This window comes from Halomonas cupida, assembly GCF_900142755.1.
GTDB classification, from domain to species: Bacteria; Pseudomonadota; Gammaproteobacteria; order Pseudomonadales; family Halomonadaceae; genus Halomonas; species Halomonas cupida.
On record NZ_FRCA01000018.1, the window covers coordinates 1 to 25,539 of the forward strand.

Sequence of the window (25,539 nt, forward strand, 5' to 3'; positions counted from 1 at the left end):
TGATGAAGACCGCCCAGAATCGTCCCGAGCCGATCCCGGTCTACGCCGAGATGAGCTCGATCAACCCGGTGTTCCTGCTGCCGGAAGCGCTCAAGGCACGTGGCGCGGATCTCGGTGAAGCCTTCATCGGCTCGCTGACCATGGGAGCCGGTCAGTTCTGCACCAACCCCGGCCTGGTGATCGCCATCGACGGCCCGGAACTGGAAGCCTTTGTCGCGGCGGCCGGTGAAGCGGTCAAGGTGGCGGCGGCCCAGACCATGCTCACGCCGGGCATCTTCGAGGCCTACGAGAGTGGTGTCGGTGGTCTGTCGGCCAGCGACAAGGCGCAGGAAGTGGCGCGTGGCCAACGTGGCGAAGGCCCCAACCAGTGTCAGGCGGGCCTGTTCACCGCCACAGCCGCAGACTTCCTCACCGAGGAGGCGCTGCAGGCCGAAGTCTTCGGCTCGACGTCGCTGGTGGTGAAGTGTGCCGACCTCGATGAGGTCAAGGGTGTCGCTGAGCACCTCGAAGGTCAGCTGACCGCGACCCTGCAGATGGATGACGGTGATGTCGAGGTGGCCCGTGAGCTGCTGCCGATCCTCGAGCGTCGTGCCGGACGAGTGATGGCCAACGGCTGGCCCACCGGCGTGGAAGTCTGCGACGCCATGGTCCACGGCGGTCCGTATCCAGCGACCTCGGACGCCCGCACCACCTCGGTGGGCACGGCCGCGATCCAGCGCTTCCTGCGCCCGGTGTGCTACCAGAATCTGCCTCAGGCACTGCTGCCCGAGGCCCTGCGCCGCGGGAATCCTCTGGAAATCAGCCGTCTGGTGGATGGCAAGCGGAAAGCGTAATAGGCATCGCGATGCCCTCAGCCCCGGTTCGATACCGGGCCTGAGGGCAAACTGCCTATGCGGCAGTGAACTGGAGTAACATGGCTCCAACTAGTTGATTATGGAAGCGTGGTTATCGTAATGGCATTTACGGCGTTCTGAGCGCGGTACCTGACCTTCAAGTCATGGCAACGTATTTCGATAAAGGTAAGTTCGTTCACACAACTGAGCTCAACACGCTGTGGATGGCTCTCGTCATCGGTCTACATAGTGTCAATGAGCAGCAACTTGTGTTTCGTGCAGTGCCTGTGCTTTCCCAACCGCTCACCACTCTGATGACCCTTATCGATCTGGATGCACCCAGCGAATATCTTATTCTGGTTGCACTCGAGCATGATCTTTTATTCCAACTCAGGATGCAATTTTTCCAAAAACTTCTGGGCTACTTGGCGGTATCCTTCGCAGGCATGGACTAGATTTCAAGGTCCACCTGAATCACCAAGGAAGCCTGCCCCGAAGGTGATATGTAGGGGTCTTTCATCTCCAAGTTCTCGATGGCTTCTAGAATCATTGACTCTTGTTCTGGATACCCTGATGGCTCTCGGATAGTCACAATTGGCTTTCCGATACCCTGCTCGAATCTCAATTTAAGGTGAAATATTCTCGTCGGAAGTGTAGGTTCTAAGAGTGTCTGTAAGCTATCTCGATGCTGGCGACGAGCAATGGATCTTAAGGATTTTTGTATGCGCGTAACCCACATTTTATTATATTGACTTACTTGGTATGTAGTCATGTCGACTCCACGTCCATTAAGCACTGCAATCAATTCCCAAGCGTCATCCCCATACCATTTTACACTATCGAACAATATTGACATTGCTCTGGTTTCATCCTGATCGCCTCCTTTTCCATCAGCTAGAAATTCAGCGTACTTCACTGCCCCATCAGTTCCTCCTGCTCTATAAGCACGCTCATAGAGCTCCCTTGCACCCACGTAGTCTATGGGGCCTCCTTTGCCTTGCTCCAACATCGATGCCAACAGGTTGTAGGATTCTGGATATGCATCGCCTAGCTGCTTATAGATTGTTCGAGCCATCGCATAATCCAGGGGAAAGACATTTCCCCTCTCATACATGAATCCGAGAGTAGCGAGGCACCTTGGATTACCGTCATCTGCCTTTTTCCTGATGTAGTCGACTTGATCGCCATCAGGTAGATCCTGACCTAGTATAAGCAGGCATTTTAAACCATCGATATTTTCTTGGCTGATTCCATGGTTTTTATCAAATGCTTGCTGAGTTGATGAACATCCCGAGATAGAAAATAAAATTAGCGAAAAAAAGCAGCCAGCGAAGATATATTTCATGCGAATTACCACCTCGCGGCTACAATTGATGGTCATGCTTGGACTCCTGAGATAACCGCTTTGCCGAAAATTCTGAGCGCAACACTTGGCCATTTGAATCTTATCCGGTAATCATGGGCTTCGATCCGGGCGATCGTTAGGGCTTCGAAGATCTTGGGACTGATCAGATCAATTTCACTGTGCCGATGTTACCGGTTGTAGTCCAACTCAATGTATGCAAATACCTGTCGCTGCATAGCCCCATGGGTCTCAAGCATGCTCGCTATGGATCGCATTGACCTTGATGATTTCGCTAACGTATTGATTGTTAGAAAGTAATTCCCAAGAAGCACGTATTGCCCCTTTTTCTCGACGTGTGCGCAAGTGATTGATTTATCTATCGCCGACAAGTGCTCATGAAAAAAGGGGTCTGCGATTTCCTTAGTATAAGCGGCTGATTGATCGCTGGCTGTGCGGTTCCTCAATTCGACGCTGAGGTCCATAATGGGCGCCTATTCTGCCAGGTGCTTCCCATGTCCGATTCCTCCCGCCGCGGTGCGCCGCCGTCTCGTGATCGTCGCTCCTCTCGTCCGGCTGCTTCGCGTCAGTCCGGCCCGCGTCGTCAGCCGGTGCCGAAGGCCAATGTCGGTGATGTGGCGGACCTGAGTGTGGTTCAGGTGACCGAGATCGGTGCCTTTCTCGACTGGGGCCACCCACGTGATCTGCTGTTGCCGCTCAATGAGCAGCGCTTCAAGCCTGCCGTCGGTCGGCGGGTGCTGGTGATGATCACCACTGATCGCGAAGGGCGGCCAGTGGCAACACAGCGTCTGGAGCGTTTTCTGGCGGATACCAGCGATGACCATCGTGCCGGTGACGAGGTGGTACTGATGATCGGCGAAACCACGGATCTCGGCGTCAAGGCAGTGGTTGATAACCAGTGCTGGGGCCTGCTGTATCACGATGATCTGAGCCGGCCGCTGCGTCGCGGCCAGCGTCTGACCGGTTACGTGAAGCGGGTACGCGAAGACGGCCGCCTGGATCTGTCACTGTTGCCGCCAGGCGCGGCGAAGATCGATGTGGTCGGCGACCAGGTGATGAAGGTTCTGCGAGAAGCCGGTGGTTACCTGGCGTTGTCCGACAAGAGTCCTGCTCCGGAGATCAAGGCGCGTCTGGGGGTCAGCAAGAATGCCTTCAAACAGGCCATTGGACGCCTCTACAAGCGACGCATGATCGTGATCGAGGATGCCGGCATTCGTCTGGCACCGAGCACGGAAGCCTCGACGGAGGCGGGGGCGGACGGAACCTGACCCTTACAACAGCCGATCATCCCGCCATGGAGGGAATGGTATGCATCAGCAGAGACTTTCGGCATGGCAGCACGACCATGTCTTCGGCCAGGACCAGAAGCAGTCCGGTGAAACACGCACACTGATCATCGTTGGCCTGACACTGACGATGATGGTCTGGGAAATTCTCGCCGGTATCCACTACGGCTCGATGGCGCTGCTGGCGGATGGCCTACATATGGGGTCGCATGCGGTGGCGCTGGGCATTGCGGCCTTTGCCTATCGCTATGCGCGGCGTAATGCCGGCAGTGCGCGATTCTCCTTCGGTACCGGCAAGGTCAATGCCCTCGGCGGCTTTGCCGGTGCCATCCTGCTGGTCGGTTTTGCGCTGTTCATGGTATTCGAGAGTGTCGCGCGCTTTGTCGAGCCGGTGGCCATCTCCTTCAATGGTGCCATTGCCGTGGCGGTAATCGGGCTGGTGGTGAATGGTGTTTCGGCCTGGATTCTCGGCGGTGGAGATCATCATCACGACCATGGCCACCATCATCACAGCCATGAGTTCAATCACCAGAACCATGAGTTCGGCCACCACGGCCATGAACATCACCAGCACCACGACCACAATCGGCGCGCGGCCTACTTTCATGTGCTGGCCGATGCGCTCACGTCATTGCTGGCGATTGTGGCACTGCTGGCGGGCAAGTATGCCGGCTGGGCGTGGCTGGACCCGATCATGGGCATCGTCGGCGCGGTGCTGGTGACCCGCTGGGCCTGGCAGTTGCTGAAGGATACCTCGAAGGTGCTGCTGGACCGTCAGTGCAGCGAGCTGGAACAGGAGGTTCGGCGTGCCGTCGAGGATGAGGATGCGCGGATCACTGACCTTCACCTGTGGGCCATCGGGCCGAACGTGTATGCCGCCATCATTGCACTGGTGGCACACCACCCCGAATCTCCCGAGGTCTACCGGCGGCGTATTCAGGCGCAATGTCCGAATCTGGCGCATATCACCATCGAGCCTCAGCGTTGCAATGGTGCCTGGAGCAATGGTGTCTAGAGCATTGCAATAGCGCCTGGATAGCCCCATTTCCTGACCATGCCTGCCCCTGACCCTCCCTGGTGGAGAGTGCTGGCCTCGGGCATACTGCTGCACATCAATCATGACTGCGGACGACACTTCAATGAGCAACCGCCCCCTGCGTGTAGGCGTGGTGATGGACCCCATCTCCGCGCTGACCTACAAGAAGGACACCAGCCTCGCCATGTTGTGGTCCGCCCAGGACCGTGGCTGGGAGCTGTTCTACATGGAGCAGGAAGACCTGTTCCTCAAGGATGGCCATGCCTTTGCCCGCCAGCGACCACTCAAGGTCCATCGTGATCCCGAGCACTGGTTCGATCTGGGGGACGAGGAAGCCCGTCCTCTGGCCGAGCTGGATGTGATCCTGATGCGCAAGGATCCGCCGGTGGATGGCCATTTCCTCAACGCGGTGCATCTGCTGGCTTTTGCCGAGCGCGAGGGCGTGCTGGTGGTCAATCCGACCCGGGCGCTGTTCGAATGCAACGAGAAGCTGTTCGCCCAGCAGTTCCCGCAGTGTTGCGCGCCGACGCTGGTGGCGAGCCGTGATGCCGAGATTCGCGCCTTCCAGGCCGAGCATGGCGACGTCATTCTCAAGCCGCTGGATGGCATGGGCGGCAGCGGCATCTTCCATATCGGTCCCGAGGGCCGTAACCTGGGCGCGGTGATCGAGACTCTGACCGAGCGCGGCAGGCGCCAGATCATGGCTCAGCGCTACCTGCCCGAGATCAAGGACGGCGATACTCGCATTCTGCTGGTCGATGGTGAGCCGGTACCCTTCGGTCTGGCACGGATTCCCTCGGCAGGCGAGACGCGTGGCAATCTGGCGGCCGGTGGGCGTGGGGTCAGCCGCGAGCTGACCGATCGTGACTACTGGCTGGTCGAACAGGTGCAGCCGATGATTCGTGACAAGGGCCTGATGTTTGTTGGACTCGATGTGATCGGTGACTACATCACCGAGATCAATGTCACCAGCCCGACCTGTGTGCGCGAGATCGACGATCAGCGTGGCACCGATATTGCCGGCCAATTGATGGATGCCATCGAAGGGCGCCTTTCCCGCCGCTGAGGCCAACCACTGGTGATGGTACAATAGTGGTAACAGGCGGGAGTCCGTTGGAGACTCCTGCCGTGAACCATTACGGCGTGCCAAACACCGCCCGGGAGTCACATGCAAAGTTTGAGAAATCACTTCTTGATGGCGATGCCGCATCTCGAGGACCCGAATTTCGCCGGCACCCTGAGTTATCTGTGCGATCACGATGAAAAGGGCACCATGGGAGTCATCGTCAACAAGCCCACCGACCTGACCCTCGAGGCGCTGTTCGAACAGCTCGAGATCGAGGCCGTGGACGGTCCCAACCGCCAGGCGCCGGTGTATTTCGGCGGCCCGGTGCACAAGGACCGCGGCTTTATCCTGCACCATGGCCAGGCCGAAGAGTGGGATTCCAGCCTCCAGGTGACGGAAGAGCTGGCGCTGACCACCTCAATGGACATGATGCAGGCGCTGGCCAGTGGCGAGGGCCCGGAGAAGTTCATTGTCTGTCTGGGGTGTGCGGGCTGGGAGTCCGGCCAGCTCGAGAACGAGCTGATGGACAATGCCTGGTTGACCGTGGAAGGGCGCCCGGAGGTCATCTTCGAAACCCCACCCGAGCAGCGCCTTACTGCCAGCGCTGGTCTGCTGGGCGTGGACCTGAATCTGATGACCCGTGAGGCAGGGCACGGTTGATGGCAGCTTCGGGCTCGCGCCTGGTACTGGCGTTCGACTTCGGCACCCGACGTATCGGCGTCTCGGTGGGCAATGAACTGCTGCGCAGCGCGCGTGAGCTGGAGCCCTTTGCTGCCCGGGATGGGGTTCCCGATTGGGATGCCATCTCTGCCTTGGTCAAGGAATGGCAGCCGGATCTGTTCGTGGTCGGGCTGCCCCTCAATATGGATGGCAGTGAAAGCGAGATGAGCACACGGGCCCGCAAGTTCGGCAAGCGTCTGTATGGCCGCTACGGAAAACCCTGCGAGATGTTCGACGAACGCGGCACCACCCGTGAGGCCAAGGCCATCGCCCGGGAGCAGGGGCATGGCGGCAACTACCGCAAGGAAAGTGTCGATGGCATCGCCGCGGTACTGATCCTCGAAGGTTGGTTTGCGCAGCAGGAAGGGCTGCCGAGCTGAGTTGATACCCGGTGCTGGACTGCCCTCTGCCTTCGGGAGGCAGCGGGCAGTAATTCATGACTTCCGTGATGAATCCTTTGCTATCCCTCCAGTTTCAGCTCCGGTGTCGGGCGCTGGAAACCTCGCGTCAACCATGCCAACCAGGCGATACCACACAGCAACCAGATGCCACCCAGGGTAATGGCCCGGGCATCCAGGCTGGCGATCAGCCACAGGATGGCCAGCAGACCGATCGTCGGGAGAACCAGGAAGCGCAGTGTATCGCCGGGGCCGCGACGGCTACCACGCACATAGTAGTGAGCGACAACGGCGATATTGACCATGGCGAAGGCGATAAAGGCGCCGAAGTTGATGAAGGACGCGGCGGAGAGCACATCCAGATAGAGGGCCAACAGGGCGACGGTGGCACTCAACAGCAGTCCGCCAACCGGTGTGCCGAAGCGTCCCAGGCGGCCCAGCAGGGTCGTGGACAACACTCCATCCCGCCCCATCGCGTAGAGTAGGCGTGCACCACTTGCCTGAGCGGCTATACCCGAGGCGAACTGACCGACGACCAGGCCGATCAGGAATACCGAGACAAACAGGTCACCACCGATATTGCGGGCGATCTCGTAGGCGGCGGCGTCCGGGTTGCTGAAGTCATGCCCCGGGGAGGCCAGCTGCACGAAGTACGACACCACAACGAATATCAGGCCGCCGAGCAGGGTAATCAACAGGATAGCGCGTGGCAGAGTGCGTTCGGGATCACGGGTTTCCTCCGTAAGCGTGGTAACGGCATCGAAGCCGAGGAAGGAATAACAGGCCACTGCCGCTCCGGCCATCAGCAGGGGCAGGGCCTGGTCCTGTTCGCTACCGATGAATGGGGTCAGGCTCCACAACGGCTGGGTCGGATCACCAAGCACGTAGTGGATGGCGAGGGCGACGAAGGCGGCGATCACCAACACCTGGATCAGCATCATCACGCTGTTGATCACACTGGCCAGCCTGAGCCCGATGAGATTGATGACCGTGGTGACTGCGATGAATGCCAGCAGCCAGCTCCATACCGGGATCTCGGGGAAGGCGGAGTTGAGATAGGCTGCACCGATCAGCCAGATCACCATGGGCAGGAACAGATAGTCGAGCAGAATCGCCCAGCCGGCAATGAAACCGAGACGATCATCAATGGCGTGGCGTACATAGGCGTAGGCCGAGCCGGCAACGGGATAGGCACTGGCCATGCGGCCGTAGCTGTGGGCAGTGAACAGCATGGCGATAAGTGCGGCAATATAGGCGCCGGAGACACCGCCTTTGGTGACCACGGCGAGCACGCCGAAGGTGCCGAGAACAATGATGGGGGTCATGTAGGCCAGGCCGAACAGCACGACCTGGCCCAGCGACAGCATGGGTTTGCGATGGGGCATGGGACTAGCCTCTTTATTGTGGTTGTGTCCTGAGCACTGGGGTTGTGTCTAGCGAATTGCGGAAGAGTCGTCAGTTATTGTGGTCGGGCAGTTGCCAGGCCTTGCCCTCGGTGGTCGAGATGGGCTCGCCGGTAAGGCCCAGACGGCGGTCGGCCAGGTAGTCATAGTGGCGCCGTGCGCTGAGCAACAGTTCGGGATCCAGCGCTACGTGATGTACGCCGGGGGAGCGTTGGGCCTGGAAGAGTGTCTCGCCCAGCGGTGAGAACAGGGCGCTTTCCCCGGCAAACTCGAAGCCGGCACCTGTACCACAACGGTTGGTCATGGCGATAAAACACTGGTTGTCCTGGGCCCGTGCCTGAGCGGCGCGGGTATGCACCGGACCATAGGGATCCATGTTGCCGTTGGTGACAACCATCAGGTCGGCGTCGAGGGCGCCCAGCGCACGTGCTGTCTCGGGGAATTCAATGTCATAACAGATCATCAGACCGATGGTGATGCCGCGCCACTGGGTAGTGCCCAGCGTATTGCCGGGTAATACCAGGTCACGTTCGTCCGGCCACAGGTGGGTCTTGCTGTAGCGTAGAGCGATACCGCTCTCCGGGGTGATCAACACGGTGGTGTTGTAGACGCCTCTCTCGGCCTGCTCGAGAAAGCCAATGGCAATGGCACAGTCGTGGCGGCGGCTGGCAGCGATCAGTTGAGCGATTTCCTCACCATCGCTGTAGATGGCGCGGTCCTCGACATGCCGAGGTTCGGCAAATCCAGTGAGGTGGGTCTCGGGGAAGATAATCATTGCCACCTCATCGCCATGATGGGCGATGACATCCAGAGTGCCATCAAGATTGGCCTTGATGTTGCCTTCGATGCCGGGTAGCTGGGCAAGTGCGATATGCATGGGATCTTCCGTATTATCGATATTGATGGGAAGTTGCTATCCAGTATCCGTTATTCACGCGCCTTGCCAATTCCATGGCAGGGTTACCCTGATGGGGGGAGGATGTTGATGAGCGCTGAGGGGCATCGGCACCAGGCCGGACATGGATGGCTGGAAGCGGCGGCCTGGCATCGCGACATGGCCAACCTGTTGCGGCAACTGGAGAACGATGATTTCTGGCTTGGTGTGACGCGTCTGCTGGCCCGTCATGTGGCCTTCAATACCTGGGTAGCGCTGGTCTTTCACCATGATCAGCCGCCGACCATTCTTGCCGAGAGTGACGAGGACGATGGCGCCGACGAAGCGCTGTTCCAGGATTACCAGAAGGGACTCTATCTTCTCGATCCGTTCTATGTGGCGGCCCGCGACAATGCCCATGCCGGGTTGGTGACACTGGATGATGTGGCACCACAGCGGTTCACCCACACCGAGTACTACCTGCGCTACTTCAAGCGCAATATTGTGGCCGACGAGATTCAGCTCAACCAGCCGCTCGATGGTGGGCGAACGTTATGCCTATCGCTGGGGGCGGTCACACCCTTTGACCAGACCCCACTGGGAGTGCTGCATCTGATTCAGCCGTGGATGTGCGAACTGATGCGGGTGCGCATGCATTTCGAGCAACCGGAAGCCGCACCCGGTGCTCACCCCTGGCACCCACGTAGTGGTGAGATGCAGGATACGGCGTCGCAGTTTGGCCTGACCGATCGAGAACGCGAGGTCAGCCAGCTGATGCTGGGGGGCAGCTCAACCAAGGAAATTGCCCGTCGGCTGTCGATTTCGGTAGAAACCGTCCGCGCGCACAAGAAACATCTGTACGCCAAGCTGGGCATCAATACCCAGGCCGAGCTGTTTGCGCGCTTCTGGCAGGAGCGGCCTTGAGCCCTGACGGTAGGTCAGTGGCAGCAGGGCCGCAGCGACGGGGCAGTCCGCGGAACGGTTTTCAGAACCTGGCGTCGTCGACGCCAACGGTCTCGGGGACAAACCACTTCACGTCGCGCAGGCTCTTTTCGATCTGATCCTCGACCTTGAGCAGGGTGGCGAAGATCGCCATGCGCACCGGGATGCCGTTGTCGGTCTGGCGGAAGATCGCAAGGCGCGGGTCGCCATTGAGATCGACATCAAGGTCGTTGGCATCCGGGCGGCTATCGCGGGGCAGCGGGTGCATGACGATGGTCGAGTCGCTGCAGTGGTCGTTGAGGAAGGCGCGATGCACGGTGAAGTCCCGTGACAGGTTGAAGCCTTCTTCCATCTCGGCGGTGAAACGCTCCTTCTGGATGCGAGTGGTGTAGACCACGTCGACATCGCTGAAGTCGCTGCTGAGGTTCTCACGCACTTCCACCGCCAGCCCCTGCTGACTGACGCGCTCGATCAGCTCGCTGGGCATTTCCAGTCCTGGCGGCGCCACCAGGGTAACGCGCATCGGCGCATATAGTGCCAACAGCTTGATCAGCGAGTGCACGGTGCGACCGAACTTGAGATCGCCAGTCATCAGGACATGAGCGCCCTTGAGCTGCTTGCCCTGGCGGGTGAATTCCTTGTCGATGGTATAGAAGTCGAGCAGCGCCTGGCTGGGGTGCTCGCCGGGGCCGTCACCGGCATTGATCACCGGCACATGGGTGGCCTGCGCGAATTCGGCCACCGAGCCTTTGTCGGGATGACGCATGACGATGGCATCGCAGTAACCGGCCATCACTCGACTGGTGTCATACAGCGATTCGCCCTTGGCCATCGACGAGAAGGTGAAGCCGGTGGTGTCGCAGACGCTACCGCCAAGCCGTGAGAAGGCGGTGTGGAAGCTGACACGCGTTCGGGTACTGGCTTCGAAGAACAGGTTGCCGAGCACTGCGCCTTCCAGCACCCGGGTGATCTTGCGCCGCTGGGCGATGGGCTCCATTCTGGCCGCAACACGCATCAGGTGGTCGATGTCATCGCGGGACAGGGAGTCGATGGAAAGCAGATGGGTCATCGCAGCGGCCTCGGCAGTGGGAACGGGCGCTAGTGTAACGCTGTGGCTGGCTTAGATCAGCCCTGATGTGCTCGAACTCTTGTCTCCGTCATGCCGAATTCGGATCGCCTTTGATTCCGGTCGCCTTGCCAGTTGCTCACGAGCACAGTCCCCGATGGTACGGACAGCGGCGTGGGTGATGTCATCCAGAGTGCTGGCGAAATTCAACCGCAGGCAGTGCTGGTACTTGCCGCTGGCGGAGAACAGAGGGCCAGGGGCAACGCCCAGTTGGTGCTCGACGAGGCACTGGTTGAGCGCGATGCTGTCGAATCTCTCGGGCAGCTCCAGCCAGAGCATGAAGCCGCCGGATGGCACACTGACCCGAGTGCCTTCCGGGAAGTACTGGTGAACCCAGGCTCGCATCTGGTCACGGTGTAGACGGTATTGGCGACGCATGGCGGTGAGGTGGCGAGCGTAATGCCCTCTGGCCATGAATTCGGCCACCGCACTCTGGGCCAGGGTGGCGCTGGAGCCGGTGGAGACATACTTCTCATGCAGCGCCCTGTCGCGATAGCGTCCGGGGGCCAGCCAGCCCAGGCGCAGTCCCGGCAACAGTGTCTTGGAGACGCTACTGCACAGCAGCACACGCCCATCCTCATCGAAGGCCGCCAGGCTGCGTGGTCGCGGCGCAGCGTAGGCGAGGTCGCCGTATACATCGTCCTCGATGATCGCCACATCATGACGGCGAGCCAGCTCGACGAGGGCCTTTTTGCGCTGGTCATCCATCGAATAGCCGAGCGGGTTGTTGCAGGTCGGCGTGACCATGATCGCTTTCACTGGCCATTGTTCCAGCGCCAGCTCCAGGGCGCCAAGGCTGATGCCGTGTTCGGCGTCAGTGGGGATTTCCAGTGCCTTGAGACCACGCGCCTCGAGCATCTGCATGGCACCGTAGAAGGCGGGCGAGTCGACCGCCACCACATCACCGGGCTGGGTCAACAGGCGCAAGGCAATGGCCAGTGCTTCCTGGCAGCCGGTAGTGACGACGACATCATCCTGGTGGCGCATACAGCCGGAGTGGCTCATCAAGTGGGTGATCTGGTGCCTGAGTTCCGCGTCTCCGGCCAGGCTGTCATAGGCGAAGTGGGTCAGGGAGGCCTGGCGCTGGGACTGAGTGAGCAGGCGCTGCAGCGGCAGTAGAGTCCTGGCCCGCAGGTCCGGTAGACCATTGGCCAGCGCATGGCGGATCTGCTGTGGAGAGGAACCTACCACCAGCGCCTTGACCTGGGCCCAGCGTGAAACGTGGACCGGCCTCTGTTCTGGTTGCGAGCGTTGCGGCAGGGGCGTGTTGTTGACCGGCGCGGTGACGAAGTAGCCCGAGCGGGGCCGTGCCTCGATCAGCCCTTCCGCTTCAAGTGCGGCGAAGCTGGCCTGAGCGGTGGTCATGCTGACGCCCTGTTGCTGGCACCACTGGCGCACTGAAGGAAGTCGGTCACCGCAGCGGTAGACACCCTGGTGGATACGCTCGGCCAGCAGATCGCGTAACTGCTCATAGCGTTTGGTGCGTGACACGGCGGCAACTCCTGGTGGCAAGTGGAACAGCTGACACTCGGCAGGCAGTACTTCGCCTTACTGTACTGCATGTTATTTCATTTTGTGAATCTGTACTGAAGAGTGGTCCTCACCGCCCGTGGACTGGATTTTCGGGGTGCGGCCAGAGTTGCACGTTGACGCCGTCGGCCATCAGGCCGACGCGAGGCCGCACCACACCAGCAGATCCGCGCATCTGCGCCAGTGTGGTGCGGACGACAATCAAATCGATCAGGATGAGCTATTTGATTGCCATGTTAATAGTGGGATGAATCTGGGTGAAGGCCGGGAATCGAACTCGGCCCACCGGGACTTGCCGGGCAGTGAAGCATCTCTGGTTTGTTTTTATATAGAATTTTATATAAAGTGGCATTGCGGCCAAGGAGAACACAATGTCCAAGGGGTTAGATTTCCTGGGTGACTCTCTCGACCGGCTTCGGGACTTCCCCGACAAGGTGAAGCAGACCGCGGGATACGAGCTGAGTAGGGTCCAGGAAGGCAAGGAGCCACGCAACTACCGACCGATGCCAAGCGTTGGCCTCGGGGTCGTCGAGATCAAGATCAAAGCGGACAATGGAGAGTTCAGAGTCCTCTACGTAGCGAAACGGGAAGATATTGTCTATGTGCTTCACTGCTTCCAGAAGAAGGCACAGAAGACAGCGAAAACGGACATCGATCTGGCAAGACAACGCTACAAGGACATTACTTGAAATACGCTCCGATCAAGAAATAGGCGGAGTAAACGAAGGAAGCACCATCATGGCAAGATTCGAAAGTGTATGGGATGCCATCAGCGATACACCGCAGGAAGCCCTGAATATGAAGGTCCGTGCGGAGCTCATGAGCAAACTGACCGACACTATCGAGGCGTGGGATATCACCCAGCGCGAAGCTGCCGAGCGATTGGGCGTTACCCAGCCGCGTGTAAACGACCTCCTGAAAGGACGGATCGACCGCTTTTCCGTTGACACTCTGCTCAACATGAGCGCGGCGGCGCATATCCCCGTCACGCTGTCTTTTGCGACCGAAGTCGCCTGACCAGGCCCCACCACCCGGTGGGGCTACGCCATACCCTTGAAGGGTGGCTCCGCACGGGCATCCACTTCTCGCCCGGCTTACCCCGCATCGAATGCTGCCTGGACACGGCGGCAACTCCTGATGGCAAGTGGAACAGCTGACACTCGGCAGGCGGTACAGAGACGCTACTTCGTCTTACTGTACCGCATATTCATTCATATGGTGAATCTGTACCGCAAGGCGTGCAGACCTGATGCTATGCAGAGGCTCGGTAGCAAGAGCCTGGTGGCAACACAAGCCACTGAATTGCCGAGACTGACATGCCGATAAAGGAGGTCTGTCATGCGCGTTCTGCAACGTTGCTGGGAACTTCTGTCGTGGCGAGCCTGGCGTCGCCGTGCATACTATCGGCGGCAATGGGACCATGTGCGTCAACTGGATGACTATCTGCTGCGCGATATAGGGTTTGACCCTGATCAGGTACGGCGAGACTGGAAGTCTCTCCAGCGCCCCTGTCACAGCCACGGAACCATGCCGAGCGAACCTGTTCCGACCAAAGCTGTTTCGATCAAAACTCATTCGACCAAAACTATGCCGAAAGAAAGGCCTTGTCTTCGCGATATGGCATAAAGTTGCTGTACCTCTATGCTGAAAAGCATTAAGCCCGCTCTACCCGTGTCACACACCCACCAACGACCTTGATCCACTGTCGGAGCCAACCATGCCTCTTTCCCAGTCTCGTTACTATCTGCTCGATGTGTTCACTGCCAGCCCCTTTGCCGGGAACCAGTTGGCGGTGTTTCTCGACGCCGACGGTATCGAGGCCGAGCGAATGCAGGCGATGGCCACGGAACTGGGCCTGGCCGAGACCGTGTTCGTCGGCCGCAGCAAGGGTGAGAACCGCTTCCCCATGCGCATCTTCACGGCTCATCGTGAGCTGCCCTTTGCGGGCCACCCTACCGTGGGGGCCGCACACTTGCTGGCAGCGCAGGGACTGGTGGATCGCAAGGCCATTACGGCAGATTCGCCACTGGTGCTGGAAGTCCCTGCAGGGCCGTTGGCGATTACCTTCGAGCAGGACCTGGCAAGGTTCCGCATCAAGCGCCCGGTGGAAGTCGGCACCAGTCCGTTGGGCAGAGCTGCCACCCTCGAGCTGACCGGACTGGCGCCGGACGACATTGCCGGAGATCCGGTACAGGCTTCCTGCGGTCTACCGTTTCACCTGATTCCGCTGGCGACGCCACAGGCGCTGTCGAGGATGCAGCTCGACCTGGCGGTGTGGAAGGAGCACCTGTCCCCGAGTGGCGTGGAGCAGGCCTACTTCTATGTGATGCGCAATGAAGCGATACATGCGCGCATGTTCTCGCGGCAGAACGGCAGCTTTCTGGAGGACTCCGCCACCGGCAGTGCCGCTGCTGCCCTGGCGGGCTTCCTCGGTAGCCAGAGCGAGGCTAGCCGCAATGAGTGGCGTATCCATCAGGGCTACCACATGGATCGGCCCAGTGAGATCTATGCCCGTGCCACCCGCGACGAGCAGCAGCAGGTTACGGTGGAGATTGCCGGCCAGGCGGTGCTGGTCGGCGAAGGCCTGTTCTATCCACAGGACTGACTCAACCATGGGGCTGAGTCAGTCCTGGGTGATGCTATTAACCCGGCATGCTTTCATGTTGGGTTAATGGCGGCACAGGGACGTGCCGCCGTCGGCCATCAGGCCGACGCGAGACCGCACCACACCAGCCGATCTGCGCCAGTGTGGTGCGGACGACAATCAAATCGATCAGGATGAGCTATTTGATTGCCATGTTAATAACAGGCCGGTGGCTGGTTGGGTCAGAGTGGTTGGTTGAATCAATAGGTGCCGGGGTAGCTGCCCCCGTCCATGAGCAGGTTCTGTCCGGTGACGAATCCGGCGTGCTGGCTGCACAGAAAGGCGCAGAAGGCACCGAATTCGTCGGCGTTGCCGAAGCGTCGTGCAGGTACTCCCGCCAGGCGCTGCTCGGTGACCTGGGCAAGGTCTTCGCCAGACGCCCGGGCTTCGGCATTCAGGGCCTGGTTCAAGCGGTCGGTGTCGAATGGTCCGGGCAGTAGATTGTTGATGGTGACATTGCGACTGACCAATCGTGGTTGGCGGGCCAGGCCAGCAACAAAGCCGGTCAGGCCACTGCGGGCACCATTGGACAACCCCAGCACTTCGATGGGTGCCTTGACGGCTCCGGAAGTGATGTTGACCACACGCCCGAAGCCACGCTCTGCCATGCGGTCCACGCAGGTCTTGATCAGCTCGATCGGGGTGAGCATGTTGGCATCCAGCGCCTTGATCCAGTCATCCCGTGACCAGTCACGGAAATCTCCCGGTGGCGGGCCTCCATTGTTGTTGACCAGAATGTCGACCTGAGGACAGGCTGCCAGCAGGGCCGAGCGGACCTGCGGGTCACCGATGTCCCCGGCGACAGCGATGACCTTGATCCGCTTGTCCAGACCACGCAGCTCTTCAGCCGTGGTCTCCAGCGATTCAGCGTTACGCGCGTTGATGACCAGGTTGACACCTTCCCGTGCCAGGGCGGTGGCACAGCCCTTTCCCAGCCCCTTGCTGGCAGCGCAGACAATGGCCCAGCGTCCGGCTATCTGTAGATCCATGGTCGTGACTCCTGTTGATTGATGGTGAGCACAGCCGACTGTTGCCGGGGATAATCCTTCGGAAGAGAGGCCGGGGCGTCAGCGTGCGGCATAGCCGCCGTCCACCGGTAGGATCGTCCCCGTCACAAACCGGGCGCCTGGAGAGGCGAGAAACAGGGCCGGACCGGCCAGGTCCTCTGGTGTTCCCCAGCGTCCCATCGGTGTACGCTCCACCAGCTCGGCAGAACGCTCGGGGTCCTGGTTCAACGCCGCGGTCAAATCGGTAGCGATCCAGCCCGGGGCCAGCGCATTGACGCGGATATCATCCGCCGCCCAGGCGATCGCCAGTGAACGGGTCAACTGGGCGACGCCGCCCTTGGAGGCGGAATAGGCGGGCACAAAGCCACTGCCGAAGAATGACAGCATCGACGCGGTATTGATGATGCAGCCCCGGGCCTCCTTCAATGCCGGATAGGCGGCCTGGCAGCAGCGCTGTGTACCGTTGAGATTGATGTCGATGACCTCGGCGAACCCCTGGGGGGAGAACTCGGCGCCTCCCCGACGGATGACGCCGGCGCAATTGACCAGCACATCGATCCTTGCGAAGTTGGTAAAGAAGGCACTGACAGCCTGCTCATCACGCACATCCAGTTGATGGCCGCTCGCCGGGAAGCCCAGGCGCATGTCGTCGACGGGTTCGATGCCGGTGACGTTGACGATGTTGCCCTGATCGGCAAAGGCGCTGGCGATGGCCCGACCGATCCCGGTGCTGCCGCCGATCACGATGATTGTGTTCATCAAGACTCCCTGTCAGTTGTTGTTGTGTTGAGGGGCAGTTGCCTGCGATGTACGACGCATCGACCACAGGGTGGAGACGATGATCGCCACCCATACCAGAATGGCGAGAGTGCCGAGAGTCGCTGCAATAGGGCGATCCACCAGCATCAACACATCACCATTGGCCTTGATCATCGAACGCAGGAAGTTGCCTTCGAGAATGGGGCCGAGGATCACGGCAAGAATCATCGGGCCGATGGGGAACTCGTTCTCGGCCAGCAGCCAGGCCAGCAGGCCCAGAATGAGCATGATCACCACATCCAGCATGCTGTTGTTGGTGGCATAGGCGCCGACGATGCAGAACAGCAGGATCAGTGGGTACAGCATCGCCGCCGGCACCGCGAGGATGTGACGCGCACCGCGGATGGCCAGCAGGCCCAGCGGCAACAGCAGTAGGTTGGCAAGCAGGAAGACGATGAAGATGGCGTAGACCAGCACGGTGTCAGTGGTGAAGACATCCGGGCCGGGAGTAATGCCCTTCATCATCAGTACACCAATGATGATCGCGGTAATGGTGTCACCAGGGATGCCGAATACCAGAGCCGGAATATAGGCGCCGGACAATGCGGCATTGTTTGCCGAGCTGGCCGATACCAGACCCTCAGGATGACCGGTGCCGAACTTTTCTGGTGTCCGGGACAACTTGCGCGCCAATGCGTAGCAGATCCAGGACGCAATATCGGCACCCGCACCGGGCAGGGCGCCGATCAGGGTGCCCAGCACTCCACTGCGTGCCACGCCACCCTTGTACCGCCAGGTGATGCGACCTACGCCTTCGAAGGGTCGGCGCACGGTTGGCGCCGCCGGCAGGTTGAGCTTGCCGACCTCCGGCAGGCGGCGCAGTAATTCGGCGATGGCGAACAGACCAATCAATACCGGCAGGATGGAGATACCGCTCAGCAGCTCCGGGATGCCGAAGATGAAGCGCATCTGTCCGGATACCGAGCTCATGCCGACCATGGAGATGAGCAACCCCAGCAGCATGGAAATGGCGCCCTTGAGCGGGTCCGAACCCGATACCAGCACGGCGCAGGAGAGTCCCAGCAAGGCCAGCCAGAAGTACTCATCACTGGTGAACTGGATAGCGAAGTCAGCCACCAAGGGGGCGAAGAAGGCCAGGATGGCGACACCGATGACGCCACCGATCACCGAGCATACCAGGTTCACTCCCAGTGCCTGGCCGATACGTCCCTCGCGCCCCATCCGCCAGGCTTCATCGGTGTAGGCTGCGGAGGCGGGAGTACCGGGAATACGCAGCAGGGCACCCGGGATATCGCCCGCGACGATGGCCATGGCAGTGGCCGATACAATGGCGGCGATGGCGGGCAGAGGGTCCATGAAGAAGGTCAGTGGCACCAGCAGAGCCGTGGCCATGGTCGCTGTCAGGCCGGGGATGGCACCGATGAAAAGGCCGAACATCGATGCGGCGACGATGGTCAGCAGCACCTGCCAATCGAACACCATCCCCAGTGCCGCCTGTAGATCCATCATCAGTAGACCACCTCTTCGAGGATGCCCAGTGACAGCGGCACCAGCAGTAATTCTGCGAAGGTCAGCCAGATCAGCAGGGTAGCAATCAGGGCGGTACTCACCGCCAGTAGCCAGCGACCTGCGGAGAGCCAGCCGATCAAGGCGGTCAGCATCACCAGCGACACAATCGGGAAGCCGAGGATGGGGACCAGTTGCACATAGCCGACAATGGCCATGACCACTGCGCAGACACACAGCAACACGTGTTTGATCGCCACTGGCGACTGCCAGGCGAAGAGTGCGCCTTGCTGCCGCCAGCCACGCAGTGCCAACACACCACCAAGTATCACCAGCATGACTCCCACTATGGTGGGAAAGGTGCCCGCGCCATATTCCTGGCGGGGCATGGAGGGGAAGTCTCGAGAGGCCCAGACGGTGATGGCGCCGAGTAGCGCCATCAGGGCCCCGAGCAATAGATCATTGATGCGCATGGCATTTCCTCTCTATTGCGCAAGGCCCAGCTTGTCGATGATCTCGGCATTGTTGGCATCGGCTTCCGCCATGAAGGCGGCGAAGCCTTCGGGGCCTTCCCATTGCGTACCGAACCCACGTTGCTGCATGAAGGACTGGAATTCCTCCGACTCATAGACCTTCTGCGCGGCCTCGGCGAGGGTGCTGACCACATCCTCGGGCAGCCCCTTGGGACCCGCCAGTCCACGCCAGGTCCCTGCCGACCAGGGTTGTCCGGTGATCTCGCCTGAAGTGGGAATATCCGGGAAGGCTTCCAGACGATCGTCGGCGAATACCGCCAGGGTGTTCACGCGACCGGCCTGGCGCATGGACTCCGACTCGGGAAGCGATGAGAACACGAAGTCAACGCCCCCCGCGGCCAGTTCCTGAAGGCCCGGCGCGGCTCCTTCACTGGGGACCAGCGCGACGCTATTGGGGTCGATACCCTGCTGGTTGAGAAAGCCGGCGAAGGCCAGGTGATAGGCGGCACCGGGCGCCGAACCGGAAACGGTGTACTGGTCGGGGTTGGCCTTGATGTCGTCCAGCGCGGCCTCGAGGGAATCCCAACCGGAGTCCGCACCGATGTTGAACGCTGCCGAGTCGAAGTTGACCAGCGCGATAGGCGTCAGGTCCTCATAGGAGATCGGCGCCGTTCCAATGTGGCGGTAGGTGGTGATCTCGGCGGTCGGCAGGCCAAGCGTATAGCCATCCGGCTCGGCCAGTGTCATGGCCGTGTGGCCAACCACGCCGGCTCCCCCGGTACGATTGACCACGTTGACCTGCTGGCCCAGCTCTTCCTGCAGTCCGTTGGCGAGCTGACGAGCGACGGCATCCGTGCCACCACCGGCCGACCAGGGCACGATCAACTGGATGGGTTTCTCCGGGTAGGCGGCCTGGGCAGCGCCAGCGGAAACTGCCAGGGCAAGCAGGCTGGTGCTCAGGGTGAAGGCGATCTGTCTGGTGCGCATGGCATGGGCTCCTCGCGTCTTGTTGTTGTGATCCGGGACTGGGTTCGTGGTGAACTGGGCTGGGCATGACTCGGGACTTGTCATGGACGGCCAGGCATCAGGGGAGGACAGGATCAGCGAATGAATTGATCGACGTAGTCGCGTCCCAGGCCACAGGCTTCGTAATGGCGGCGGCACATGTCGACCTTGGTGAAAACATCCTCGTAGCCGAGATGCTTGCCCCATGGGTCGACGTAGTACATCACGCCGTTGACCTGAAACAGGGTGATCATTTCATCGACATCTTCATCCACAACCAGAGTATGGGTTTCTCCCGGGGGCTCGTAGACATAGCTGCCCTCGGTGGCAACCCAATCATGCTCGAGATAACGCCAGCGTCCCTTGAGAACGACGCCGTGCACGGGGTTGGGGTGGCGATGGCGACTGAGTACTCCTGATTTGCGGACCCGCAGCAGATTGACCCAGTAACCCTGGGAGACGTTGAGGCACAGTGGGCGAAAGTCGACGTTGGTGGCTTGTGGCACCCAGATGCGCTCGTCCTCCGGGATGGCGTTCGCAACCACGATTTCCGCGGCGGCCTCGGGTGGCTGCGCATACTGGTAGGGCATGCGTTGATGCTCTTGCTGGGAGTCAGCCATGTTGTCCTCGTATGCTATTGGCACAGGAATAATGTCCATAATATGGACATTGAATTCATAATATGGACAATGAAAAGCTATGCTACTCCCGCAAGGGCGTCAAACCAGGGGAGTGGATTGCTGTATTAGACATTCGTCGGGAGTGGCCATGAGCGAAGATACCGATTCCACCTTCAGAGCTTCTGGCGTGCAGGGAGCGGCCGCCGTGATCAAGGGGCTCCGCCTGCTGCAGGTCATTCCCGAGCTCGGGGCGGAGGCGTCCCCGAAGAACATTCAGCATCGCCTTGGATTGCCGAGGCCGACGGTTTACCGCCTGCTCAATACGCTCGAGCAGGAAGGCTTCATCGAACGTAATCCGCTCGGCGGCGAGTATGTGCTGGGTCGCCAGTTGATCCATCTGGCGCAACAGTCGTTGTCACGCAGCAGTCTGCGTGAGCGAGTGCGGGGCGTCATGCAGCGGGTGAGCAGCGAGACTGGCGAGACTGTGCATCTGGGAGTGCCCTACGGCTGCCACATGACCTTCATCGACAAGGTGGAGTCGGTGGAGGCTGTGCGTATGGCCTCCTACATCGGTATGCCGGTGCCGATGCACTCCACTTCGGTGGGCAAGGCCTGGCTCGCGGCTCTGGACGATGAGGCGTGCGAGCAGTACCTGCAGCAGCTGAAACTGGAGTCGGTCACGGCGAAGACGATTACTGATCTCGATGCCCTGCGCCAGGAGCTGGCGCTCACTCGCCAGCGCGGATATTCACTGGATGATGAAGAAAATGAGCTGGGCATCATCTGCTTCGGGCATGCGGTCCTTGGTGTCGACGGTCGAGCCGCCGGCGCCATCAGTGTCAGCGTGCCGCGCTATCGGCTGAGCGATGAACTGGCCGAGCATATTGTTCGGACCATTCGTCGCCACCTTGAGCGGCTTGACTGAGCCGGGCCCGCGGGGCCCGGCATGACTCTGCTTCCGCCAGTCACTGCAGGTGAAGGCCTGGGTGGAGCCTATCCACCCAGAGTTGGCTGGGGCACACACTTCCTACGCGCAGGCCAACCGCATTGATCAGAGGCTTGCGCGTCCAGGCAGCGACCATGTCGGTGTGTTCCGGCGCGACGGCCTTGAGGGCTTCGAGTACGGCGCCGGCGGCAACCTGACCGGCTCGTTCGGCACCATCGTCCACCTTGATGGCGACTCCCAACCCCAGACGACGCAGTGAGATGCCGTAGAAACCTTCGGCTCCCATCTTGACGACGGTATCCGGGCAGGCCGTGATGAAGTCAGTACACGAACGATGAGACCCCGCGACATGCCAGGGGTGAGCACGCATGGCAGAGAAGATTCGCTCCACTGCCTGCTGACGAGTGGCAGAAAGACGAGAGGGGTCAGCCAACTGGGCAAAGGCACGGGCGGCCGAGGCGAGAGGCATGGCGAAGGTCGGTGCAGAGCAGCCGTCGATGGCCGTACGCGGCAGGCTGCTTTCCCCGGACAGCTCGCCGAGTGCGCGAGCAATATGCTGTTGTAGAGGATGATCGAGCTCCTGATAGCCTTCGATTGACCAGCCCATCTGCCGGCAGGCTGATAGCATGCCGGTATGCTTGCCGGAGCAATTGTTGTGTAGCGGTGTCTCCTGTTCGCCAGCGAGGAAAAGTGCCCTGGCAACCGATGCATCGTGGGGCGGCCGGGCACCACAGGCCAGGTGTCCAGCATCCATCCCGAGCCGTTTCAGCCAACGTCTCACCGTGTTGATATGTCCGGGTTCTGCGGAGTGAGAGGCACAGCTCAAGGCCAGCTCCTCATTACTGATGCCCAGTGTGTCGACGGCACCGGTTTCCACTTGGGCCAGTGCCTGAAACGGTTTCAGACCCGAGCGCGGGAACACTTCACGATATGGATCGCCAAGCGTGAATACCACTCGCCCATCCGCACGGCAGGCCACTGCCGTAGCGCGGTGGAGACTTTCCAGAATCTCGCCACGGAAGACTTCCACGGCTGGAAGCGATATCGGTTGTTCCCTGTCCTTGAGCATGGTCAGTTGATCCCCCAGGCGGTCAATATTGATGTTGGAACCTGCAGGCTACATACAGGGTTCCGGTAACGGCACGATCTCTACAGATACGGGGATGATGTCGAGATGTGCATCGACGCGTGCATCAACGTAAGCCTCGATCATACAAGGACACCGCCACCCTCGGCACGGGCGAAGCTGCCGAGAAACTGTGAGCCTCAACCGCCACGCAAGCAAAACGCATGCTGAATGCGGTGGTGCTCTGGGTAGCTGCCTGGCCTACGCTATTAACCCGGCATGCTTTTATGTTGGGTTAATGGCGGCACAGGGACGTACCGCCGTCGGTCACCAGGCCGACGCGAGACCGCACCACACCAGCAGATCCACGCATCTGCGCCTGTGTGGTGCGGACGAAAATCAAATCGATCAGGATGAGCTATTTGATTGCCATGTTAATAGTCGTTGAGCCGAGAGGTTTGACAGCCTTCCACGGACAGTATGGTCAACGTCAGGAGCGCAGGGAGCATGAATCGATATCTGTTGGGGTTTATTGCGGGCTTTCTTGCCGTGCTCTGTTTCCATCAGCCGGTAGTGGGGTTATTGCATGCCTATGGGGTGATCCCCTTCGCTCCCTACTCGACGCAGGCCGTGGCGCCGCTGGGAGTGCCGGCCTGGTTCTCGGCCAGCTTCTGGGGAGGCATCTGGGGACTGGTCATGATCGCCATCTGTTCTGTACGGAAGGTGGATGTGCTCAGTTGGTGGCAGTCCGGGCTGTTCGGTGGCATTGCCCTGACGCTGGTTGCCATGCTGGTGGTGTTTCCACTCAAGGGGCGCGGGATCAATCTGACCATCTTTCCCATCGGGTTTCTGGTTAATGGCGCCTGGGGTTTGGGGATGTGGCTGTTGTTGCGCGCCTGGCGGCCAGCCGATGATCACCTGAGTTGAGCTATTGGATCGAGTTGCTGTATTGAACTGGGCAGCGGAGTCATGAGTCCTGGGGGCTGTTCTATACTGCTGGGCAGGGCTCGGTAGTGAGTCTTCGCTTACCATGGAGCGAGCGTCGTGATACATCCCGTTCAGTGCCGCTGTGGTGCCTTTCGAGCGCGACTCGAAGGCCGTGGTCCACACAACCGAGTGATCTGTTACTGTGCCGACTGCCAGGCTTTTGCGCGCGCTCTCGACAAGGCGTCCGAGACCCTGGACAGTCAGGGCGGCACCGAGGTTGTTCAGGTGATGCAGTCGCGTCTGCGCCTTGAGCAGGGTGAGGAGCACCTGGCGGTGCTCAGGCTCAGTGAAAGCGGCATGTTGCGCTGGTATGCAGCATGTTGTGCTACTCCCATCGGCAACACCATGTTCAACCCCAGAATGTCATTCATCGGCCTGGTTCATACCTGCCTTGATCCGGCACGCATGGACACGGATTTCGGCCCCGGAGTGGCGGTAGCAAATGTGAAGTCGGCGTTGGGCGAGCCGAAGCCTCAGACGCGAGGATTTCTCGGGGTGTTGGTCAGGCTGGTGTGGATCATGGCCAGTGGCTACATCAGAGGAAGCTGGCGCGGATCACCATTGTTCGATGAATCAGGCAGTCCACGGGCAATACCGCGGACCCTGACCGCAGAGGAATTGGCAAACGCCAGGCGCAACCCATAGTCCCCCCTTTCCTTTTCAGGCCGTACCTGCCGGACACGCGCTGGACGATGATGGCTGTCTGACGATCAGGTGATAACTGGCCAGGGACCCCAGTCCTGCCAGGCCAATGGCGATCGCCATGCTCTGCGACGTCCCATCGTGGAAGACTCCGACCAGGCCGCCAGCGATGGCGGCGATGCTCATCTGTACGAAGCCGAACAATGCCGAGGCTGAGCCTGCGCACTGCGGGTTGGGTGCCAGGGCGCCACCCATGGTCTGGGGCATGATGATGCCGAAGCCGACCATGAACAGCATATGCGGAGCGATGACGGCCCATACGCTATGGAGCTCGGTGAGCGACAGTATTGCCATTACGCCGCCACCCACGGCGGAAAGCATGGTGGCGATGACCAACAGGTTGTGTCGAGACAGGCGACGGCTGAGCTTGGCGCTGGTCATGGAGCCGATGAAGAAACCGGCCACGATCATCGCGAACAGAGCGCCGTATTGGTTGGGGGTGACACCGAGAAAGCCGATCAGTACGAAGGACGAGCCGGACAGGAAGGCGAACAGGCCACAGAAGGCGAAAGAGTTGGTCAGGGTATAGCCGACGAAATCGCGCTGCCCGATCAGCATGCGGAAGGTAGCAAGCAGTGCCGAGGGGTGAATCGACTGACGTTGATCGCTGGCCAGTGGCTCGGGCAGGATGCTGATCAGGACCAGCATGGCAGCAGCGTAGATCGCCAGGCTGACGAAGATGGAATACCAGCCGAACCACAACAGCAGAGCCGCGCCGAACAATGGTGCCAGGGCAGGAGCGAGGGCCATGACACTGGCCATGTACGACAGAATGCGACTGGCCTCGAAGGGGCCGTGGATATCGCGTACCGCGGCACGCCCGAGAACCGGTCCGGCAGCACCCCCCAACGCCTGCAGAAAACGCCCGGCCAACAGTACCTCGACGTCTGGAGCGAAGGCGCAGACCAGACTGGCGACCAGAAACAGCAACATACCGCCGAGCAGCACCGGCTTGCGGCCATAGCGGTCGGACAAGGGCCCGCACAGCAGTTGAGCCACTGCGAAACCGATCAGGTACAGCGATAGTGTCAACTGGATCTCATCGGCACCTGTCGCCAGCGATTCGCGCATGGCCGGCATCGCCGGCAGATACATGTCGGTAGCCAACGGGCCGAGCGCTGTCAGCGCAGCCAATAGTGCCACGGTAGCGCGGGAGGTGGGGTTGAGCATCTGCTGTCCTGAATTGGGGCAAGGGGCGAGACTTCCCCGAGGGCATTGCGCCATGA

General features: G+C 60.3%; 29 protein-coding genes and 1 pseudogene. 17 read left to right on the plus strand and 13 right to left on the minus strand.

The genetic code is table 11. The annotated features are described in order from the left end of the window. Together BUE38_RS20955 and BUE38_RS20960 are read left to right on the plus strand one after the other, a co-directional pair. Nucleotides 1-833 (plus strand): annotated as a pseudogene (locus BUE38_RS20955) (aldehyde dehydrogenase (NADP(+))); the annotation flags it as partial. A 164-nt stretch (nucleotides 834-997) separates the two neighbouring features. Next, nucleotides 998-1,288: a hypothetical protein gene (locus BUE38_RS20960; RefSeq protein WP_073437198.1), complete on the plus strand. Its 291-nt coding sequence runs from the start codon at nucleotides 998-1,000 to the stop codon at nucleotides 1,286-1,288. Here the strand turns inward: BUE38_RS20960 and BUE38_RS20965 are convergent. After that, nucleotides 1,285-2,214 (minus strand): tetratricopeptide repeat protein, encoded by a 930-nt coding sequence (locus tag BUE38_RS20965; protein ID WP_073437199.1) that lies wholly within the window; start codon nucleotides 2,212-2,214, stop codon nucleotides 1,285-1,287. The genes BUE38_RS20960 and BUE38_RS20965 overlap by 4 nt on opposite strands. 476 nt (nucleotides 2,215-2,690) lie before the next feature. Between BUE38_RS20965 and BUE38_RS20975 the strand changes: the two genes are divergently transcribed. From BUE38_RS20975 to ruvX, 5 genes are all read left to right on the plus strand, one after another. Further along, nucleotides 2,691-3,464, plus strand: a complete 774-nt coding sequence (locus BUE38_RS20975) for a CvfB family protein (protein WP_084542081.1) — start codon at nucleotides 2,691-2,693, stop codon at nucleotides 3,462-3,464. Nucleotides 3,465-3,504: 40 nt separating this feature from the next. Further along, nucleotides 3,505-4,497, plus strand: a complete 993-nt coding sequence (gene dmeF, locus BUE38_RS20980) for a CDF family Co(II)/Ni(II) efflux transporter DmeF (RefSeq protein ID WP_073437201.1) — start codon at nucleotides 3,505-3,507, stop codon at nucleotides 4,495-4,497. Nucleotides 4,498-4,621: 124 nt separating this feature from the next. After that, entirely contained in the window at nucleotides 4,622-5,584 is a 963-nt protein-coding gene (gshB, locus tag BUE38_RS20985) for a glutathione synthase (RefSeq protein ID WP_073437202.1), read from the plus strand. A 102-nt stretch (nucleotides 5,585-5,686) separates the two neighbouring features. Beyond that, nucleotides 5,687-6,244, plus strand: a complete 558-nt coding sequence (locus tag BUE38_RS20990; RefSeq protein ID WP_073437203.1) for a YqgE/AlgH family protein — start codon at nucleotides 5,687-5,689, stop codon at nucleotides 6,242-6,244. Continuing rightward, nucleotides 6,244-6,684, plus strand: coding sequence for a Holliday junction resolvase RuvX (gene ruvX / locus BUE38_RS20995; RefSeq protein ID WP_073437204.1), 441 nt, complete (start codon nucleotides 6,244-6,246; stop codon nucleotides 6,682-6,684). Before BUE38_RS20990 ends, ruvX begins: the two co-directional genes overlap by 1 nt. 80 nt (nucleotides 6,685-6,764) lie before the next feature. Here ruvX and BUE38_RS21000 read toward each other — a convergent pair whose 3' ends face one another. Together BUE38_RS21000 and BUE38_RS21005 are read right to left on the minus strand one after the other, a co-directional pair. Further along, nucleotides 6,765-8,087, minus strand: a complete 1,323-nt coding sequence (locus BUE38_RS21000) for an APC family permease (protein ID WP_073437205.1) — start codon at nucleotides 8,085-8,087, stop codon at nucleotides 6,765-6,767. Between the two features lie 70 nt (nucleotides 8,088-8,157). After that, nucleotides 8,158-8,982 (minus strand): carbon-nitrogen hydrolase family protein, encoded by an 825-nt coding sequence (locus BUE38_RS21005; protein WP_073437206.1) that lies wholly within the window; start codon nucleotides 8,980-8,982, stop codon nucleotides 8,158-8,160. 108 nt (nucleotides 8,983-9,090) lie between these two features. Between BUE38_RS21005 and BUE38_RS21010 the strand changes: the two genes are divergently transcribed. Further along, nucleotides 9,091-9,903 (plus strand): helix-turn-helix transcriptional regulator, encoded by an 813-nt coding sequence (locus BUE38_RS21010; protein WP_073437207.1) that lies wholly within the window; start codon nucleotides 9,091-9,093, stop codon nucleotides 9,901-9,903. Nucleotides 9,904-9,964: 61 nt separating this feature from the next. On the opposite strand, the gene pyrB is transcribed toward BUE38_RS21010, so the two are convergent. Beyond that, nucleotides 9,965-10,990, minus strand: coding sequence for an aspartate carbamoyltransferase (gene pyrB, locus BUE38_RS21015; protein ID WP_073437208.1), 1,026 nt, complete (start codon nucleotides 10,988-10,990; stop codon nucleotides 9,965-9,967). A gap of 51 nt (nucleotides 10,991-11,041) precedes the next feature. Continuing rightward, entirely contained in the window at nucleotides 11,042-12,538 is a 1,497-nt protein-coding gene (locus BUE38_RS21020; protein ID WP_073437209.1) for an aminotransferase-like domain-containing protein, read from the minus strand. 410 nt (nucleotides 12,539-12,948) lie between these two features. Here BUE38_RS21020 and BUE38_RS21025 point away from each other — a divergent pair, with 410 nt between their 5' ends. From BUE38_RS21025 to BUE38_RS23030, 5 genes are all read left to right on the plus strand, one after another. Continuing rightward, nucleotides 12,949-13,266 (plus strand): type II toxin-antitoxin system RelE/ParE family toxin, encoded by a 318-nt coding sequence (locus BUE38_RS21025; protein WP_073437210.1) that lies wholly within the window; start codon nucleotides 12,949-12,951, stop codon nucleotides 13,264-13,266. A 49-nt stretch (nucleotides 13,267-13,315) separates the two neighbouring features. Further along, entirely contained in the window at nucleotides 13,316-13,594 is a 279-nt protein-coding gene (locus BUE38_RS21030; protein WP_073437211.1) for a helix-turn-helix domain-containing protein, read from the plus strand. Between the two features lie 321 nt (nucleotides 13,595-13,915). Beyond that, entirely contained in the window at nucleotides 13,916-14,203 is a 288-nt protein-coding gene (locus BUE38_RS23550; protein ID WP_073437212.1) for a YjiS-like domain-containing protein, read from the plus strand. A gap of 91 nt (nucleotides 14,204-14,294) precedes the next feature. After that, nucleotides 14,295-15,182 (plus strand): PhzF family phenazine biosynthesis protein, encoded by an 888-nt coding sequence (locus tag BUE38_RS21040; protein ID WP_073437213.1) that lies wholly within the window; start codon nucleotides 14,295-14,297, stop codon nucleotides 15,180-15,182. An 82-nt stretch (nucleotides 15,183-15,264) separates the two neighbouring features. Further along, nucleotides 15,265-15,420: a hypothetical protein gene (locus BUE38_RS23030; RefSeq protein WP_159438915.1), complete on the plus strand. Its 156-nt coding sequence runs from the start codon at nucleotides 15,265-15,267 to the stop codon at nucleotides 15,418-15,420. A 1-nt stretch (nucleotide 15,421) separates the two neighbouring features. Here the strand turns inward: BUE38_RS23030 and BUE38_RS21045 are convergent, their stop codons facing one another. The 6 genes from BUE38_RS21045 to BUE38_RS21070 all read right to left on the minus strand — a co-directional run bounded on the left by BUE38_RS21045 (nucleotide 15,422) and on the right by BUE38_RS21070 (nucleotide 20,612). Beyond that, nucleotides 15,422-16,210: an SDR family oxidoreductase gene (locus BUE38_RS21045; protein ID WP_073437214.1), complete on the minus strand. Its 789-nt coding sequence runs from the start codon at nucleotides 16,208-16,210 to the stop codon at nucleotides 15,422-15,424. Nucleotides 16,211-16,288: 78 nt separating this feature from the next. Continuing rightward, nucleotides 16,289-16,987 carry an SDR family NAD(P)-dependent oxidoreductase gene (locus tag BUE38_RS21050; RefSeq protein ID WP_073437215.1) on the minus strand — a complete coding sequence of 233 codons (699 nt, stop codon included), beginning with the start codon at nucleotides 16,985-16,987 and terminating at the stop codon, nucleotides 16,289-16,291. A 12-nt stretch (nucleotides 16,988-16,999) separates the two neighbouring features. Then, nucleotides 17,000-18,517 (minus strand): tripartite tricarboxylate transporter permease, encoded by a 1,518-nt coding sequence (locus BUE38_RS21055; RefSeq protein WP_073437216.1) that lies wholly within the window; start codon nucleotides 18,515-18,517, stop codon nucleotides 17,000-17,002. After that, nucleotides 18,517-18,987, minus strand: a complete 471-nt coding sequence (locus BUE38_RS21060) for a tripartite tricarboxylate transporter TctB family protein (protein ID WP_073437217.1) — start codon at nucleotides 18,985-18,987, stop codon at nucleotides 18,517-18,519. Before BUE38_RS21060 ends, BUE38_RS21055 begins: the two co-directional genes overlap by 1 nt. Before the next feature lie 12 nt (nucleotides 18,988-18,999). Next, a complete protein-coding gene (locus tag BUE38_RS21065) occupies nucleotides 19,000-19,974 on the minus strand; it encodes a tripartite tricarboxylate transporter substrate binding protein (RefSeq protein WP_073437218.1) in 975 nt (324 codons plus the stop codon). 113 nt (nucleotides 19,975-20,087) lie between these two features. Then, complete coding sequence (locus BUE38_RS21070; protein ID WP_073437219.1) at nucleotides 20,088-20,612, minus strand: 2,4'-dihydroxyacetophenone dioxygenase family protein; 525 nt, start codon at nucleotides 20,610-20,612, stop codon at nucleotides 20,088-20,090. A gap of 148 nt (nucleotides 20,613-20,760) precedes the next feature. On the opposite strand from BUE38_RS21070, the gene BUE38_RS21075 reads away from it, so the two are divergent. Then, entirely contained in the window at nucleotides 20,761-21,537 is a 777-nt protein-coding gene (locus BUE38_RS21075; protein WP_073437220.1) for an IclR family transcriptional regulator, read from the plus strand. A gap of 40 nt (nucleotides 21,538-21,577) precedes the next feature. Here BUE38_RS21075 and BUE38_RS21080 read toward each other — a convergent pair whose 3' ends face one another. Then, on the minus strand, nucleotides 21,578-22,627 hold the full coding sequence (locus BUE38_RS21080) for an asparaginase (protein WP_084542083.1): 1,050 nt from the start codon (nucleotides 22,625-22,627) through the stop codon (nucleotides 21,578-21,580). A 295-nt stretch (nucleotides 22,628-22,922) separates the two neighbouring features. Here BUE38_RS21080 and BUE38_RS23035 point away from each other — a divergent pair, with 295 nt between their 5' ends. From BUE38_RS23035 to BUE38_RS21090, 3 genes are all read left to right on the plus strand, one after another. Continuing rightward, a complete protein-coding gene (locus tag BUE38_RS23035; protein ID WP_159438916.1) occupies nucleotides 22,923-23,072 on the plus strand; it encodes a hypothetical protein in 150 nt (49 codons plus the stop codon). A 59-nt stretch (nucleotides 23,073-23,131) separates the two neighbouring features. Beyond that, complete coding sequence (locus BUE38_RS21085; RefSeq protein WP_073437221.1) at nucleotides 23,132-23,551, plus strand: hypothetical protein; 420 nt, start codon at nucleotides 23,132-23,134, stop codon at nucleotides 23,549-23,551. 117 nt (nucleotides 23,552-23,668) lie between these two features. Then, nucleotides 23,669-24,256: a DUF6151 family protein gene (locus tag BUE38_RS21090; RefSeq protein WP_073437222.1), complete on the plus strand. Its 588-nt coding sequence runs from the start codon at nucleotides 23,669-23,671 to the stop codon at nucleotides 24,254-24,256. Between the two features lie 15 nt (nucleotides 24,257-24,271). Here the strand turns inward: BUE38_RS21090 and BUE38_RS21095 are convergent, their stop codons facing one another. Beyond that, nucleotides 24,272-25,483: a multidrug effflux MFS transporter gene (locus BUE38_RS21095; RefSeq protein ID WP_073437223.1), complete on the minus strand. Its 1,212-nt coding sequence runs from the start codon at nucleotides 25,481-25,483 to the stop codon at nucleotides 24,272-24,274. Between the last annotated feature and the right edge of the window lie 56 nt (nucleotides 25,484-25,539).

Excerpts from the sequence above, each read along its gene's own strand:
- BUE38_RS20960 (WP_073437198.1), top strand. The coding sequence starts at position 998 with ATGGCAACGTATTTCGATAAAGGTAAGTTCGTTCACACAACTGAGCTC.
- BUE38_RS20965 (WP_073437199.1), bottom strand. The coding sequence starts at position 2,214 with ATGACCATCAATTGTAGCCGCGAGGTGGTAATTCGCATGAAATATATC.
- BUE38_RS20975 (WP_084542081.1), top strand. The coding sequence starts at position 2,691 with ATGTCCGATTCCTCCCGCCGCGGTGCGCCGCCGTCTCGTGATCGTCGC.
- dmeF (WP_073437201.1), top strand. The coding sequence starts at position 3,505 with ATGCATCAGCAGAGACTTTCGGCATGGCAGCACGACCATGTCTTCGGC.
- gshB (WP_073437202.1), top strand. The coding sequence starts at position 4,622 with ATGAGCAACCGCCCCCTGCGTGTAGGCGTGGTGATGGACCCCATCTCC.
- BUE38_RS20990 (WP_073437203.1), top strand. The coding sequence starts at position 5,687 with ATGCAAAGTTTGAGAAATCACTTCTTGATGGCGATGCCGCATCTCGAG.
- ruvX (WP_073437204.1), top strand. The coding sequence starts at position 6,244 with ATGGCAGCTTCGGGCTCGCGCCTGGTACTGGCGTTCGACTTCGGCACC.
- BUE38_RS21000 (WP_073437205.1), bottom strand. The coding sequence starts at position 8,087 with ATGCCCCATCGCAAACCCATGCTGTCGCTGGGCCAGGTCGTGCTGTTC.
- BUE38_RS21005 (WP_073437206.1), bottom strand. The coding sequence starts at position 8,982 with ATGCATATCGCACTTGCCCAGCTACCCGGCATCGAAGGCAACATCAAG.
- BUE38_RS21010 (WP_073437207.1), top strand. The coding sequence starts at position 9,091 with ATGAGCGCTGAGGGGCATCGGCACCAGGCCGGACATGGATGGCTGGAA.
- pyrB (WP_073437208.1), bottom strand. The coding sequence starts at position 10,990 with ATGACCCATCTGCTTTCCATCGACTCCCTGTCCCGCGATGACATCGAC.
- BUE38_RS21025 (WP_073437210.1), top strand. The coding sequence starts at position 12,949 with ATGTCCAAGGGGTTAGATTTCCTGGGTGACTCTCTCGACCGGCTTCGG.
- BUE38_RS21030 (WP_073437211.1), top strand. The coding sequence starts at position 13,316 with ATGGCAAGATTCGAAAGTGTATGGGATGCCATCAGCGATACACCGCAG.
- BUE38_RS23550 (WP_073437212.1), top strand. The coding sequence starts at position 13,916 with ATGCGCGTTCTGCAACGTTGCTGGGAACTTCTGTCGTGGCGAGCCTGG.
- BUE38_RS21040 (WP_073437213.1), top strand. The coding sequence starts at position 14,295 with ATGCCTCTTTCCCAGTCTCGTTACTATCTGCTCGATGTGTTCACTGCC.
- BUE38_RS21045 (WP_073437214.1), bottom strand. The coding sequence starts at position 16,210 with ATGGATCTACAGATAGCCGGACGCTGGGCCATTGTCTGCGCTGCCAGC.
- BUE38_RS21050 (WP_073437215.1), bottom strand. The coding sequence starts at position 16,987 with ATGAACACAATCATCGTGATCGGCGGCAGCACCGGGATCGGTCGGGCC.
- BUE38_RS21055 (WP_073437216.1), bottom strand. The coding sequence starts at position 18,517 with ATGATGGATCTACAGGCGGCACTGGGGATGGTGTTCGATTGGCAGGTG.
- BUE38_RS21060 (WP_073437217.1), bottom strand. The coding sequence starts at position 18,987 with ATGCGCATCAATGATCTATTGCTCGGGGCCCTGATGGCGCTACTCGGC.
- BUE38_RS21065 (WP_073437218.1), bottom strand. The coding sequence starts at position 19,974 with ATGCGCACCAGACAGATCGCCTTCACCCTGAGCACCAGCCTGCTTGCC.
- BUE38_RS21070 (WP_073437219.1), bottom strand. The coding sequence starts at position 20,612 with ATGGCTGACTCCCAGCAAGAGCATCAACGCATGCCCTACCAGTATGCG.
- BUE38_RS21075 (WP_073437220.1), top strand. The coding sequence starts at position 20,761 with ATGAGCGAAGATACCGATTCCACCTTCAGAGCTTCTGGCGTGCAGGGA.
- BUE38_RS21080 (WP_084542083.1), bottom strand. The coding sequence starts at position 22,627 with ATGCTCAAGGACAGGGAACAACCGATATCGCTTCCAGCCGTGGAAGTC.
- BUE38_RS23035 (WP_159438916.1), top strand. The coding sequence starts at position 22,923 with ATGGCGGCACAGGGACGTACCGCCGTCGGTCACCAGGCCGACGCGAGA.
- BUE38_RS21085 (WP_073437221.1), top strand. The coding sequence starts at position 23,132 with ATGAATCGATATCTGTTGGGGTTTATTGCGGGCTTTCTTGCCGTGCTC.
- BUE38_RS21095 (WP_073437223.1), bottom strand. The coding sequence starts at position 25,483 with ATGCTCAACCCCACCTCCCGCGCTACCGTGGCACTATTGGCTGCGCTG.